The sequence below is a fragment of the Mycobacterium dioxanotrophicus genome, from assembly GCF_002157835.1.
GTDB classification, from domain to species: Bacteria; Actinomycetota; Actinomycetes; order Mycobacteriales; family Mycobacteriaceae; genus Mycobacterium; species Mycobacterium dioxanotrophicus.
This window is the reverse complement of record NZ_CP020809.1, coordinates 6,017,303-6,030,721: the sequence shown is the minus strand read 5'-3', so window position 1 is coordinate 6,030,721 and position 13,419 is coordinate 6,017,303. Positions and strand designations below refer to the sequence as shown.

Sequence of the window (13,419 nt, the reverse complement as noted above, 5' to 3'; positions counted from 1 at the left end):
GCCCAGTATGGCCGGTGATGAGCGCCTGCGCGAAGAACCAACGGCCTGTGCCTCTAGCCGGGATGGCTCAACGCGTCGCGATCGGGCAGGTCGGCACCCGCCCGGGCGACCGTCCAAGCCGACGCCCGCGAGGCCCGCAGGACGGCGTCTTCGAGCGCATCGGAGCTGATGGCGCGCAGGTCGCGGCGCTTGTCGGCGCCCAACAGACCCTGCTCCCACACGGCGTCGATCAACCCGGCCATGAACGCGTCGCCGGCTCCCACGGTGTCCACCACCTCGACCGGTCGGGCGGGCACCCGCACCATTCCGGCTTCGCACAACGCGAACGCGCCCTCTGAGCCCACGGTCACTGCGACGATCGAGGGGCCCATCGACAGCCACGTGCGGGCGATCTTCTCCGGGGAGCTCCGCTTGTCGATCCACCGCAGGTCCTCATCGCTGACCTTGACGATGTCGGAGTGTTCCACGAGGCGTTCGATCCGGCCACGGGCCGCGTCGTCGTCGGTGATCAACACCGGGCGCACGTTCGGATCGAACGTGATGGTGGCCGACAGGTGGTAGGCGTCGAGGAGTGCGGCCACTGCCCGGCACCCGGGCTCCAGCACCGCGGCGATGGAACCGGTATGCGCCACCAGCGGTGGGCCCACCTCGGCCGTGCCGGAGAGTTGCCAGTCCAGGTCGAACGTGTAGCTCGGCGAGCCGTTCTTGAGCGTGACCTGCGCGGTGGGGGTGCGTTTCGCGGACATGCTGCCCGAAACAAGGTCAACCCCAACGGCTTTGGCGTACTCGGCGATGCGCCGGCCGTGAGGGTCGTCGGCGATGTGGGTGAGGAAGTCGACGTCGCGGCCCAGCCGGGCCAGCCCGAGTGCCACGTTGAGTGGGCTGCCGCCGACATGCTCGCTGGTGATCGCGCCGCCTCGCTTGACGATGTCCACCAGTGCCTCACCGATGACCAGAGCTCGGTTCATGATCGCAGTGCCTCCAGAGTGGCCCGGGCGCCGACGCGGTGCAGGGAATCCAGCGCCCAGAGATAGGCCTCGACGAACCGGGGCTCGGTCGCGAGGTCGCCGAACAAGGGGGTGTACTCGATGAAGGCTGTCGGGTTCTCGCGCTGAGACTGGGCCAGCGGCACGAGCGTCTCCGCCAGCGCGTCCTCGACCTTGATCGGTTCGCCTTGCTCGTCGACGCCCTCGGCGTAGCGGGCCCAGCTGGCCACCACGGCCGCCGACAGCCGAATCGGCGCACCGGTCCGCAGATTCTCCCGGATGACCGGCAACAGCCACTTCGGGATGCGGTCGGACGAGCCGAAGCACAACCGCACGATGGTGTCGCGCACGCCCGGGTTGGCGAAACGCTCGATCAACGTGCGCTTGTAGTCGTCGAGATCGATGCCCGGGACGGGCTCGAGTGTCGGGGTGCCTTCGGAATCCATGTAGTCCAGCAGGAATTCGGCGAACAACGGGTCGGCCGCGGCGTCGTGCACCAGGCGATAGCCGGCGAGATACCCGAAGTAGCAGAGCGCTTGGTGACCGGCATTGAGCAGCCGCAGCTTCATCAGCTCGTAGGGCGTTACGTCGTCGACCATCAGCACGCCGGCCTCCTCGAACGGAGGACGGCCATCGGAGAACGAATCCTCCAGTACCCACGACGTGAACGGTTCGGCCACCACCGGCCACTGGTCGGTGATGCCGAACTCCGAGTGCACGGTCTCGATCACCTCCGGCGTGGTGACCGGGGTGATGCGGTCCACCATCGAATTGGGGAATCGGGTGTGGGTGCCGATCCACTCGCCGAGGCCCGGATGGACCCGTTCGGCGTAGGTGGTGAACGTGTGCCGCGCCATGTTGCCGTTGCCCTCGATGTTGTCGCAGGACACGATGGTCGGTGCGGGAACGCCACGGTCGCGCCGCAGCGCCAACGCGTCGGTCACCAGTCCGAACACGTTGACCTCGTCGGGGGACACGGAGTCCAGATTGTAGCCACCCTCGGTGATGGTCAACGAGATGATCCGGGTCGACGGGCTGGCGAGGAGCTCGACGACGCCTTCGGGATCGTCGGGGGCGTACCGGTAGTCGACGATGGATCCGATCACGCGGGCCTCGCGGGTGCCGTCGGGGTGAACCAGCATCAGGGTGTAGAGCCCGTCCTGTGCGGCCATGACGTTGGCCATCTTCCGATCCGACGGCAGCACCCCGACACCGCAGATGCCCCATTCGGTGGCCAGGCCCTTCTGCAGCAACCGGTCGATGTACATCGCCTGATGCGCGCGATGGAACCCGCCGACGCCGAAGTGCACGATGCCGACCTGTACCTGGTCGCGGGGGTAGTTGGGGCGCGCCGCGGTGGGCTTTTGCGTAGCGGATGTTGTGTGCGTCACATCTGTCATGTTAGCGTGATGAGCATCTACTCGCACCCATGAGCATTTGCTCACTGTATCGGGAAGTGGGGTCCAGTGTCCGCACCGACACCAGAGGATCTGCGACTCGCTCTGCGTGCGGCCTCGCTGTATTACCTCGACGGCCTCACCCAGGCCGAGATCGCGGCACGGCTCGGGGTCTCCCGTCCGACCGCAGGGCGCCTCGTCGCCAAGGCGAAGGCCAACGGCCTTGTGCGCGTGGAGGTGGTGATTCCTCCCGGCATGAGCGAAGATCTGCACGCCGACGAGGAACGGGAACTCGAACGGCGCTTCGGGCTCACCGAGGCGGTCGTGGCGGCCAACGCCGAACGTGCCGGCGCCGCGCTGCTGATGCGGCGCATCGCCGCCGACGACGTACTCGGTTTCACCTGGGGCCCAGAGCAGGTCAGTGTCGCGACCGCACTGGTGCCCGGCGTGGCGAGTTGCCGTGCGGTGGTCCAGCTCGACGGCGCCATGTCCACCGCCGCGTATCAGACCGGCATCGAGCAGATCCTGACGCGGTGCGCGGACACTTTGCGCGCCGAGACCTTCCGGCTGCCCGCCCCGCTCTACGCCGACCCCGCGACCGTGGTCTCGATGCGCGGGGATTCGGTCATCTCGCGCACGCTGGACGCCGGCCGCAGCGCCGACACCATGCTGTTCGGGGTGGGCGCGGTGTCGACCTCCACAACGCTGTTCGAAGGCAGCTTCCTGGACATCCGGATGCTCGACGAACTCGTCTCCCAGGGCGCCGTCGGCGAGATCGGCGGTCGTTTCTTCAACGCTCACGGTGAGCCCGTTCACCACGAACTGCAGCAGCGGGCGATGTCGGTGCCGCTCGAAGACATCCGTACGTGCGAGAAAACCATCCTGGTATCCGGCGGCGCCGGTAAGTACCAGGCCATCCTCGGTGCCCTGCGCGGCAAGCTGGCCCGGCTATTGGTATGCGATATCGATTGCGCCCGTTGGTTGTTGGCGCAGAAATGAGGTTGCCATGAGATTCGCAAGGAAGTTGGCCGCGGTCGTCGCGGCGGCCGGCCTGGCCCTGACGGCCGGTTGCGCCGGGGCGGGCTCGCTCGGTGCCACCGATCAGACCGTGACGATCGCGATGGTGTCGAACTCGCAGATGACCGACGCCCGCTCGCTGGCCAATCGGTTCGAGGCCGCCAACCCCGACATCAAGCTCAGGTTCGTCACGCTGTCGGAGAACCAGGCCCGGGCCAAGATCACCGCGTCGACGGCGATGGGCGGCGGCGAGTTCGACGTCGTGATGATCAGCAACTACGAGGCCCCGCAATGGGCCGAAAATGGCTGGCTGGTCAACCTTTCCGACTATGCACGCAACACGCCGGGCTATGACGAGAACGATTTCATCCCGTCGCTGCGTGAATCACTGTCCTACCAGGGCAACATGTACGCGGTGCCGTTCTACGGCGAATCCTCGTTCCTGATGTACCGCAAGGACCTGTTCGAGCAGGCCGGAATCGAGATGCCGCACAACCCGACCTGGCAGCAGGTGGCCGATGCCGCGGCCAAGCTCGACAGCCAGGACATGGTCGGCATCTGCCTGCGCGGCAAGCCCGGCTGGGGTGAGGTGCTGGCCCCGCTGGACACCGTGATCAACACCTTCGGCGGGCGCTGGTACGACGAGAAATGGAACGCCCAGCTCACCAGCCCCGAAGTGGAGAAGGCCGTCAACTTCTACGTCGACCTGGTCCGCAACCACGGCGAACCCGGCGCGGCGACAAGCGGTTTCGGTGAATGCGCGACACAGTTCGCCCAGGGCCGGGCGGCCATGTGGTACGACGCCACCTCGGCGGTGTCGGTGCTGGAGGATCCCGCGTCGTCGAAGGTGGTCGGCAAGGTCGGCTACGCGATGGCGCCGACGGTCGAGAAGCCGAATTCCGGATGGCTCTACACCTGGGCGCTGGGAATTCCCAAGAGCAGCGACAAGCCCGACGCCGCATGGAAATTCATCTCCTGGATGACCGACCAGAACTACATCAAGCTGGTCGGCGAGCAGCTCGGGTGGGCGCGGGTACCACCGGGCAGCCGGCTCTCGACGTATCAGATTCCCCAATATAAAGAAGCGGCAAAGGCGTTCGGTCAGGTGACACTCGATTCGATCGAGGGTGCCACACCCGCCAAGCCGACCGTGCAACCGGTGCCCTACACCGGCGTGCAGTTCCTGGCCATCCCGGAATTCCAGGACCTCGGAACCCGGGTGAGTCAGCAGATCAGCGCGGCGATCGCCGGGCAGAAGTCCGTCGCCGACGCGCTCGAACAGTCACAGAAGTACGCAGAAGTCGTCGGCAAGACCTATCAGGAGAAGCCATGACAACCAGTCAGTTACCGGCCGAAGCCGATGCGCTGACCGAGGCCGAGCACGTCGCACGAATCAAAGAGAAGCAGGACCCGGGTGTATCGCGGGCCGAAGGCTGGCGCCGCCGCGGCCCCCTGCTGCCGGCGCTGATCTTCATGATCATCGTCACCCAGATCCCGTTCCTGTTCACGCTGTACTACTCGACGCTGTCCTGGAACCTGGTTCGTCCGGGCTCGCGGCACTTCGTCGGGCTGCAGAACTACCTCGACGTCGTCAGGGACGGCACCTTCTGGCAGGTCGCGATCAACACGGTGGTCATCATCGTCCTGACCGTGCTGCTGTCGGTGATCATCGGGTTGCTTCTGGCACTGCTGCTGGATCGGGTGTTCCTCGGCCGCGGTATCGTCCGCACCCTGCTCATCACCCCGTTCCTCGTGACACCTGTTGCGGGAGCCCTGATGTGGAAGACGGCGATGCTCGACCCGGTGTTCGGCATCATCAACTGGGTGCTGTCCCCGCTGGGTCTCAAACACGTCGACTGGGTCAGCCAGTTCCCGCTGACCTCGATCATCATCGCCCTGGTGTGGCAGTGGACCCCGTTCATGATGCTGCTGATCCTGGCGGGCCTGCAGTCCATGCCGCGCGACATCCTGGAAGCCGGCCGGGTCGACGGGGCGGGTGCGTTCCAGCTGTTCCGTGAGCTGACCCTGCCGCACCTGCGCCGGTTCATCGAACTGGGCACGGTGCTCGGGGCGATCTACCTGGTCAACACCTTCGACGCCATCTACATGATGACCCAGGGCGGGCCGGGTACCGCGAGCGCGAACCTGCCGTTCTACATCTACCAGCGCGCGTTCCTGGGCTTCGACATCGGCCAGGCCGCCGCGATGGGCGTGATCGTCGTGATCTTCACGATGATCATCGCGAGCTTCGCACTGCGATTGATCTTCAAATCGTTCACGGGCAAGGAGGAGGCGGCCTGATGAGTACCGTCACGACGAGCGCGACGCCGGAAACAGCGGACAACAACGGAAAAGTCAAGCGGCGCAAGTTCGATCCGTGGGGCGTGGTGGCCTGGATCGTCGGCCTGGGATTCTTCTTCCCGGTGTTCTGGATGGTGCTGACCGCCTTCAAACAGGAGGTCGACGCCTACACCACGACGCCGAAGATCTTCTTCGTGCCGACCCTCGACGAATTCAAGGCGGTGTTCGCCAACGGCGTCGGGACCAGCCTGCTGAACTCGCTCTACGCCACCACCGTGTCCACGGTCCTGGTGCTGGCCCTGGGGATCCCGGCCGCCTTCGCGCTCTCCCTCAAACCGGTGCGCAAGACCCAGGACGCGCTGTTCTTCTTCATGAGCACCAAGATGCTGCCGATCGTCGCGGCGATCATCCCGCTGTACGTGATCGTGTCGAACATCGGCCTGCTGGACAACATCTGGGCCCTGATCATCCTGTACACCTCGATGAACCTGCCGATCGCGGTGTGGATGATGCGGTCCTTCTTCCTGGAGGTGCCGGGTGAGCTCTTGGAGGCCGCGAGCCTCGACGGCGCCAGCACCTGGCGTTCTGTGCGGGAGGTGATCCTGCCGCTCGTGTCACCCGGGATCGCGGCCACGGCGCTGATCTGCGTGATCTTCGCCTGGAACGAATTCTTCTTCGCGGTGAATCTCACTGCGGTGCAAGCCCAGACCATGCCGGTGTTCCTGGTCGGCTTCATCGCGGGTGAGGGCCTGTACTGGGCCAAGCTGTGCGCGGCGGCGACGATGGCCGCGCTTCCGGTGGTTCTCGCGGGCTGGGTCGCGCAGAACAAGCTGGTTCGTGGTCTGTCCTTCGGCGCCATCAAGTAGGGAGTTAAAAGAAATGGCTGCAATCACTTACCGCAACGCCTCGTGCATCTACGAGGGCTCGGACAAGCTCGCGGTCGACTCGCTCAACCTCGACATCGCCGATGGTGAATTCGTGGTGCTGGTCGGCCCGTCCGGATCCGGGAAGAGCACCGCGCTGCGGATGCTGGCCGGTCTGGAGGACATCGACGAGGGCGCCATCGAGATCGGCGGCAAGGACATGACGGGGGTGCCGTCCAAGGACCGCGACATCGCGATGGTGTTCCAGAACTACGCGCTGTACCCGACCAAGACCGTCGCCGAGAACATGGGCTTCGCCCTCAAACTGCGTGGTGTGCCGGCCGACGAGCGGCGCCGCAAGGTCGAGGAAGCCGCCAAACTCCTTGACCTGGAGCCGTTCCTGGATCGCAAGCCCGCCAAGCTGTCCGGTGGTCAGCGTCAGCGCGTCGCCATGGGACGGGCGATCGTGCGCGAGCCGCAGGTGTTCTGCATGGACGAGCCGCTCTCGAACCTGGATGCCAAGCTGCGCGTGCAGACCCGTACCCAGATCGCCGCGCTGCAGCGCCGGTTGGGCACCACCACCGTCTACGTCACCCACGACCAGGTGGAGGCGATGACAATGGGGGACCGGGTTGCGGTGCTGCGCAACGGCAAACTGCAGCAGTTCGCCTCACCGTCGGAGCTCTACGACAAGCCGGTCAACGAATTCGTCGCCGGATTCATCGGATCGCCTGCCATGAACCTGGTCAAACTGCCCGTCGTCGCCGACGGTGTGCAGGTGAGCGAGAACTCGACGCTCGATCTCGAGCGGGAGCAGCTCACCCGGTTGAACGGCCTGTCCGAGGTCACCATCGGTATCCGGCCCGAACAACTGGAGATCGTGGACTCCGGCGGAATCGAGGTGGTGGTCGACCTGGTCGAGGACCTCGGCAGCGAGGCCTACGTTTACACGCACGCGGGCTCGGGCTCCGGTGTGGAGCTGGTCGCCCGGTGCAATCCGCGCACCGCGCCAAAACTGGCCCAGACCGTACGGTTGCGCAAGCACCCCGACGGCGTCGTGCACCTGTTCCACCCGCAGACGGGCGCGCGCATCTAGCCTGGGGTGATGGAGCGCTACGAACGGGTTCGGCTGACGAACCCCGACAAGGTGCTCTATCCCGCCACCGGCACCACCAAAGCCGAGGTGTTCGACTACTACCTCAGCATCGCCGAGGTCATGCTGCCGCACATGGCAGGCCGGCCGGTCACCCGTAAGCGCTGGCCCAACGGAGTGGACGAGCCGTCGTTCTTCGAGAAGCAACTCGCATCGTCGGCCCCGGATTGGCTGGCGCGCGGCACCATCGTGCACAAGTCCGGGACGACGACCTACCCGGTGATCGACACCCGTGAGGGGCTGGCCTGGATCGCTCAGCAGGCCGCATTGGAAGTGCATGTCCCGCAATGGCGATTCGACCACGGTGAGGTGGGTCCCGCGACGAGGATCGTGTTCGACCTCGACCCCGGCGAGGGGGTCACCATGCCGCAGCTGTGCGAGGTGGCCCAGGCGGTGCGTGAGCTGATGGGCGACATCGGCCTGACGACGTACCCGTTGACCAGCGGCAGCAAGGGCCTGCATCTGTATGTGCCGCTGGCTGATCCGGTCAGCTCCCAGGGGGCGTCGGTGCTCGCGCGGCGGGTGGCCCAGCAGCTGGAGCACGCCATGCCGCAACAGGTGACGGCCACCATGACCAAGAGCCTGCGGGCAGGCAAGGTGTTCCTGGACTGGAGTCAGAACAACGCCGCCAAGACCACCATCGCGCCGTATTCCCTGCGCGGGCGGGAGTTTCCGACTGTCGCCGCGCCCCGCACCTGGGACGAGATCGGGGACCCGGATTTGCGTCATCTGCGGTTCGACGAAGTGCTGCACCGGGTTTCGCGGGATGGTGACCTGCTGGTCGGGCTCGACGACGATGCGCCGGTGGCCGACAGGCTCACCACCTACCGCAGCATGCGCGACGCGGCGAAGACACCGGAGCCCGTACCCAAAAGCGTTGTCCCGACGGGTAACAACGACCGGTTCGTGATCCAGGAGCACCACGCCCGCCGCCTGCACTACGACCTGCGGCTGGAACGCGACGGCGTGCTGGTGAGCTGGGCCGTGCCCAAGAACCTGCCCGAAACCACCTCCGTGAATCACCTTGCGGTGCACACCGAGGACCATCCCATCGAGTATCTGGACTTCCACGGCGCAATCCCGAAAGGGGAGTACGGCGCCGGGAAGATGATCATCTGGGACACCGGAAGCTACGAGGCGGAGAAGTTCCGGGTCACCGACGACCCGGATGCCAAGAACGGCGAGGTCATCTTCACATTGCGCGGCAGCCGCCTCGACGGCCGGTACGCCCTCATCCAGACCGAGGGCAAGAACTGGCTCGCGCACCGGATGAAGGATCAGCCCCGGGTGCAACTGCAGGACTTCGCGCCGATGCTGGCCACCGAAGGGTCCGTCGCCAAACTCAAGGAATCCCAATGGGCATTCGAAGGTAAGTGGGACGGCTACCGGCTGCTGGTCGATGCCGACCACGGTCAGCTGCAGCTGCGCTCACGCAGCGGACGCGATGTCACCGGCGAGTATCCGCAGCTGCAGGCGTTGGCCGCCGATCTCGCCGACCACCACGTGATACTCGACGGCGAGGTCGTCGCGCTCGACGAGGCGGGCGTACCGAGTTTCGGTGAGATGCAGAACCGGGCGCGGTCCACCCGGGTCGAGTTCTGGGCGTTCGACATTCTGCTGCTCGACGGGCGGTCGTTGTTGCGGGCCAAGTACACCGATCGCCGTCGGCTGCTGGAGGCGCTGGCAGCCGGTGGTGGGCTGATCGTGCCGCCGCTGCTGCCCGGTGACGGACCCGAGGCCATGGACCACTCCCGCGAGCAGCGGTTCGAAGGCGTCGTCGCCAAGAAGCGGGACGCCACCTATCAACCCGGCCGGCGGTCGGCGTCGTGGATCAAGGACAAGTTCTGGAACACCCAAGAGGTGGTGATCGGCGGCTGGCGCCAAGGCGAGGGCGGTCGCAGCAGCGGTATCGGCGCGCTGATGCTCGGAATCCCGGCCGAGGGCGGGCTGCACTTCGCCGGCCGCGTGGGTACCGGCTTCACGGAGAAGGAGTTGAGCAAGCTCAAGAAACTGCTTGCCCCGCTGCACATCGACGAATCACCGTTCAACGCACCACTTCCCACGCTCGACGCGCGAGGGGTGACCTTCGTGCGGCCAGAGTTGGTCGGCGAGGTGCGCTACAGCGAACGCACGTCCGACAATCGGCTGCGCCAGCCGAGCTGGCGGGGTCTGCGCCCGGACAAGACGCCCGACGATGTGGTGTGGGAGTAGTTGCGTCTCCGTCCGGTCAGTCGTGATTCGCCTCGTAGCGCAGCAGGACCACACCTCCCGGGAAGGTGCGGTTCTCCAACAGTCGCAGCGAGATCCATGACGGCAGGGTAGGGAAGAACGGCGTGCCGCCGCCGACGGCGGTGGGGGCGATGACGATCCGGTATTCGTCCACCAGCCCGGCCTGCACGATCGGTGCGGCCAGCGTCGCGCCCGCGACCTCCAAACTGCCGTCGGTTTCGGCTTTCAGCTTCCGTACCACCTCGACCGGGTCGCCGCGTTCCAGGCGGGAGTTCCAGTCGACCGACTCCAAGGTGCGCGAGAACACGACCTTGGGCATGGCGCGCCAGATGCGGGCGAAGTCGACGATCATTGGCGTGGCGTCCGGGGCCTCGTCGGCGGTCGGCCAGTACGCGGACATCAGTTCGTAGAGCCGCCTGCCATAGAACGAGCACGCGGTCTGCCGCTCGAAGTCGTTCCAGTACTGGTGCAGTTCGTCGCTCGGTTCGCTCCAGTCGATGTTGCCTTGCGCGTCGGCGATGTACCCGTCCACCGACACGTTGAAGCCATAGATGAGTTTGCCCACGCAGATCAGACTGCACCCGAGGGCAAAAGTCATCGCGACGAGGTGATCCCGGTGTCGAGTCACCGAGACTCACGTCAGGGACAAATTCCGCGACTCAGTTGTCCCTGGTGTGAGTTTCGGCGCGTACCACAGACCGTCAGCGGACGGCGGCCAGGGCCACGGCATCCTGCAGTCCGCGAGTCGCCAACTGGTCGGCCAATTCGTTGTCGGCGATACCCGCGTGGCCTTTCACCCAGAACCACTCGACCTGGTGCCGTGCACAGGCTGCCTGGAGCCGCTGCCACAGGTCGACGTTCTTCACCGGGAGCTTCGCGGCGGTCAGCCAGCCGTTGCGTTCCCAGCCGAGCACCCACTTGGTGATGCCGTTGCGGACGTAGGTGCTGTCGGTGTAGAGATGCACGACCACGGGTCTGGTGAGCGCCTCGAGCGCCATGATCGGTGCTGTCAGTTCCATCCGGTTGTTACTGGTGAGCCCCGGATCCCCACCACACATTTCGCGGACGTGTTCCCGGTGCCGCAGCACGGCGCCCCAGCCGCCGGGGCCCGGATTCGGTCGGCACCCGCCGTCGGTGTGGATGACGACGATGTTGTCGCTCATCGATTCTCCAGGGCCTCACGCAGCAGCCGCACGGCTCTCGGGCCTACGCCGTGCAGGGCGAGCAGCCCGTCGAGATCTCCGGGCAGATCGGCAAGGCCGCGGTACCCGGCATCGATGAGCGCGCCCGTCGCGGGCCTGCCGATCCGGATGCCGTCGAAGGCCGGGCCACGGTCGGCAGGTGCGGTCATGGCCTGAGGATAGGCATTCCGACAGCTACCGCTTCACGGACGCGCCGAGATCACCGCCGTCCGCACCGATATCCCGAGGTCTCGATGCCGCAGCGTGGTGATGCGGCGCCCGGGCTGGACGGCGTCTTTCACGGGGCCGGTGAGGTCGCCGAAGAATGCGGCGGTCGCATCGATGTCGGCCACGGCGTAGGTGATGCCCCACAGTGTCGAGGGACCGTCGGTCGCGGTCTCCGGGGAACCGACCACCTCGATGATCACCTCTCCGAACCGGAAGAAAATCTGCCGGATAGCTCGTCCGCCGAGTTCGCCGTCGCGTTCCCGGCGCGGGTGCACGCCGGCGGCAGCCAGTGATGCGACGGTCCGGCCCAGGTCGGCCGACAGCAGCACGACGTGGTCGATGCCGGTGACTCCGTTCGGGTGCGTGGCAGGACGGGCGGTGGCGGCGGTCGATGGCCTCGTCGGGATGCCGTCGAGGTCATCGGGAAATTCCGGGGGCAGGCCGCGCAACGACCACCCGACGATGCCGGTGGCCCGGGCGGGCCCCATGAGTCGGATGCGCACGCCGCCGACGCGACAAACGGAATCGGCGTCGACGCTGAAGCCGGCGCGCGCCCAGGCGTCCGGGGGATCGGCTATCTGCAATTCGTCGACGGTGATGCTCATGGCCGAACTCAGCCTACGTCGCGGCGCCGCCGGTCACTTGCGCGGCGGCTGCAGGACTTTCATCGCCAAGCGCATGACCGGTTCCGGCACGCGGTCCTTGGACGACAGGGCGGCATTGGCTGCGCGGGTCCGCAGCGGGGTACCCCGACCGAACCACCGGTTCAACGGCCCACCCGAGGGTTCCAGATCGACGTGCAGCGGCGGCTTGCCGTCGGCGGCGCCGAGCGCGTGCGAGATGACGACGCGTTGGATCTCGCTGGTGCCCTCAAAGATGGTGTACAGCTTGGCATCCCGATACCACTTCTCGACCGGGTGATCGGTGATGTAACCCCAGCCGCCCATGGTCTGGATCGCCCGCTCGGTGGCCCGCACCGCCACCTCGCTGGCAGCCAGTTTCGACATCGATCCCTCGCCGCGGTCGAACGGCACCCCGGTGGCCGCCATCCAGGACGCCCGCCAGGTGAGCAACCGGGCGGCGTCGATCTGCGTGGCCAGGTCGGCGAGCGGAAACGCGATGCCCTGGTTGTCGATGATGGGTGCACCGAACGCTTCCCGGCGGTTCGCATATTCGGTGGCGTATTCCAATGTGGCCCTGGCGATTCCGAGTGCCTGCGCGGCCACCATCGGCCGCGTCTGCTCGAACGTGCCCAGCGTCGCCGAGCCGGAATGCCGCGCGCCCTCGACGGCTTCGCGCGCTCGGGCCAGCTTGTGCTCCAGCTTCTCCTGGCCGCCGAGCAGATTCTCGGCGGGGACCCGGACGTCGTTGAACCTCAGCTCGGCGGTGTGTGAGGCGCGGCAGCCGAGCTTGTCTAGTTTGCGCACCATCTCCAACCCCGGTGTGCCTCCTTCCACGATGAACAGCGCCTGTCCCTTGTGGCCGAGCTCCTTGTCGACCACGGCGTTGACCACATGAACGTTGGCGATGCCACCGTTGCCGATCCACATCTTGTGACCGTTGATGATCCAGTCAGCGTCAGGTCCCGGGCCGCTGCGGACGGCATGGGTGCGGAGATTGCGCACATCGCTGCCGCCTTCGGGTTCGGAGATCGCCAGCGCCGCCAGCTTCAGATCGCCCGGGCTGCCGAAACATTCGGGAGCCCATTTCAGCATCTGCTCTGGCGAAGCGGCCTGGCCGATCGCAGACAGCGCCAGTGCGGGCATGACGATGGCGAGGCCGATGCCCGCGCAGCCCCAGAACAGCTCTTCCATGAACATCGGCAGGGACAGTCCGGTCGGGTCGCCGATCAGGTCACGGTAGAACAGCGGGCTGTAAAAGCCTTGGGCCGCTGCTTCTTCCAATACCGGCCACGGAAATTCCTGCCGTTGGTCGTAGTCGGCGGCGACCGGGCGCACGACCTGCTCGGCGAATTCGTGGGTCCGGCGGGCCAGGTCGTGCTGGGCCGCGGTCGGGGTGAGGTCGAATGCCACGGCGTGGGGGTACCCCGTCGTTGCGGAAAAA

General features: G+C 66.3%; 13 protein-coding genes. 6 read left to right on the top strand and 7 right to left on the bottom strand.

Annotation, left to right across the window (positions count from 1 at the left end):
• Positions 1-53: 53 nt before the first annotated feature.
• Positions 54-968 carry a carbohydrate kinase family protein gene (locus BTO20_RS29305; RefSeq protein WP_087079412.1) on the bottom strand — a complete coding sequence of 305 codons (915 nt, stop codon included), beginning with the start codon at positions 966-968 and terminating at the stop codon, positions 54-56.
• Positions 965-2,386 (bottom strand): mannitol dehydrogenase family protein, encoded by a 1,422-nt coding sequence (locus tag BTO20_RS29300; RefSeq protein WP_087079411.1) that lies wholly within the window; start codon positions 2,384-2,386, stop codon positions 965-967. The genes BTO20_RS29305 and BTO20_RS29300 overlap by 4 nt, the downstream gene beginning before the upstream one ends.
• Before the next feature lie 66 nt (positions 2,387-2,452).
• Here BTO20_RS29300 and BTO20_RS29295 point away from each other — a divergent pair, with 66 nt between their 5' ends.
• Genes BTO20_RS29295 through BTO20_RS29270 form a run of 6 tightly spaced genes read left to right on the top strand, consistent with a single transcriptional unit; the run spans position 2,453 to position 9,928 of the window.
• On the top strand, positions 2,453-3,382 hold the full coding sequence (locus BTO20_RS29295) for a sugar-binding transcriptional regulator (protein ID WP_087079410.1): 930 nt from the start codon (positions 2,453-2,455) through the stop codon (positions 3,380-3,382).
• A gap of 7 nt (positions 3,383-3,389) precedes the next feature.
• Positions 3,390-4,733, top strand: coding sequence for an ABC transporter substrate-binding protein (locus BTO20_RS29290; protein WP_087079409.1), 1,344 nt, complete (start codon positions 3,390-3,392; stop codon positions 4,731-4,733).
• Complete coding sequence (locus tag BTO20_RS29285) at positions 4,730-5,701, top strand: carbohydrate ABC transporter permease (RefSeq protein ID WP_087079408.1); 972 nt, start codon at positions 4,730-4,732, stop codon at positions 5,699-5,701. The genes BTO20_RS29290 and BTO20_RS29285 overlap by 4 nt, the downstream gene beginning before the upstream one ends.
• Positions 5,701-6,567, top strand: a complete 867-nt coding sequence (locus BTO20_RS29280; RefSeq protein ID WP_029372527.1) for a carbohydrate ABC transporter permease — start codon at positions 5,701-5,703, stop codon at positions 6,565-6,567. Before BTO20_RS29285 ends, BTO20_RS29280 begins: the two co-directional genes overlap by 1 nt.
• A gap of 13 nt (positions 6,568-6,580) precedes the next feature.
• Positions 6,581-7,660, top strand: a complete 1,080-nt coding sequence (locus BTO20_RS29275; RefSeq protein WP_087079407.1) for an ABC transporter ATP-binding protein — start codon at positions 6,581-6,583, stop codon at positions 7,658-7,660.
• A gap of 9 nt (positions 7,661-7,669) precedes the next feature.
• Entirely contained in the window at positions 7,670-9,928 is a 2,259-nt protein-coding gene (locus tag BTO20_RS29270) for an ATP-dependent DNA ligase (RefSeq protein WP_087079406.1), read from the top strand.
• Between the two features lie 16 nt (positions 9,929-9,944).
• Here BTO20_RS29270 and BTO20_RS29265 read toward each other — a convergent pair whose 3' ends face one another.
• From BTO20_RS29265 to BTO20_RS29245, 5 genes are all read right to left on the bottom strand, one after another.
• Positions 9,945-10,511 carry a dihydrofolate reductase family protein gene (locus BTO20_RS29265; RefSeq protein ID WP_087082856.1) on the bottom strand — a complete coding sequence of 189 codons (567 nt, stop codon included), beginning with the start codon at positions 10,509-10,511 and terminating at the stop codon, positions 9,945-9,947.
• Between the two features lie 136 nt (positions 10,512-10,647).
• The gene (gene rnhA / locus BTO20_RS29260; RefSeq protein ID WP_087079405.1) at positions 10,648-11,109 is read right to left on the bottom strand and encodes a ribonuclease HI; all 462 of its coding nucleotides are present in this window, start codon (positions 11,107-11,109) and stop codon (positions 10,648-10,650) included.
• Positions 11,106-11,297, bottom strand: a complete 192-nt coding sequence (locus BTO20_RS29255; RefSeq protein WP_087079404.1) for a hypothetical protein — start codon at positions 11,295-11,297, stop codon at positions 11,106-11,108. The genes rnhA and BTO20_RS29255 overlap by 4 nt, the downstream gene beginning before the upstream one ends.
• Before the next feature lie 33 nt (positions 11,298-11,330).
• On the bottom strand, positions 11,331-11,960 hold the full coding sequence (locus BTO20_RS29250) for a VOC family protein (protein WP_087079403.1): 630 nt from the start codon (positions 11,958-11,960) through the stop codon (positions 11,331-11,333).
• Between the two features lie 33 nt (positions 11,961-11,993).
• On the bottom strand, positions 11,994-13,388 hold the full coding sequence (locus BTO20_RS29245; RefSeq protein ID WP_087079402.1) for an acyl-CoA dehydrogenase family protein: 1,395 nt from the start codon (positions 13,386-13,388) through the stop codon (positions 11,994-11,996).
• Positions 13,389-13,419: the final 31 nt, after the last annotated feature.

Excerpts from the sequence above, each read along its gene's own strand:
- BTO20_RS29305 (WP_087079412.1), bottom strand. The coding sequence starts at position 968 with ATGAACCGAGCTCTGGTCATCGGTGAGGCACTGGTGGACATCGTCAAG.
- BTO20_RS29300 (WP_087079411.1), bottom strand. The coding sequence starts at position 2,386 with ATGACAGATGTGACGCACACAACATCCGCTACGCAAAAGCCCACCGCG.
- BTO20_RS29290 (WP_087079409.1), top strand. The coding sequence starts at position 3,390 with ATGAGATTCGCAAGGAAGTTGGCCGCGGTCGTCGCGGCGGCCGGCCTG.
- BTO20_RS29285 (WP_087079408.1), top strand. The coding sequence starts at position 4,730 with ATGACAACCAGTCAGTTACCGGCCGAAGCCGATGCGCTGACCGAGGCC.
- BTO20_RS29280 (WP_029372527.1), top strand. The coding sequence starts at position 5,701 with ATGAGTACCGTCACGACGAGCGCGACGCCGGAAACAGCGGACAACAAC.
- BTO20_RS29275 (WP_087079407.1), top strand. The coding sequence starts at position 6,581 with ATGGCTGCAATCACTTACCGCAACGCCTCGTGCATCTACGAGGGCTCG.
- BTO20_RS29270 (WP_087079406.1), top strand. The coding sequence starts at position 7,670 with ATGGAGCGCTACGAACGGGTTCGGCTGACGAACCCCGACAAGGTGCTC.
- rnhA (WP_087079405.1), bottom strand. The coding sequence starts at position 11,109 with ATGAGCGACAACATCGTCGTCATCCACACCGACGGCGGGTGCCGACCG.
- BTO20_RS29255 (WP_087079404.1), bottom strand. The coding sequence starts at position 11,297 with ATGACCGCACCTGCCGACCGTGGCCCGGCCTTCGACGGCATCCGGATC.
- BTO20_RS29250 (WP_087079403.1), bottom strand. The coding sequence starts at position 11,960 with ATGAGCATCACCGTCGACGAATTGCAGATAGCCGATCCCCCGGACGCC.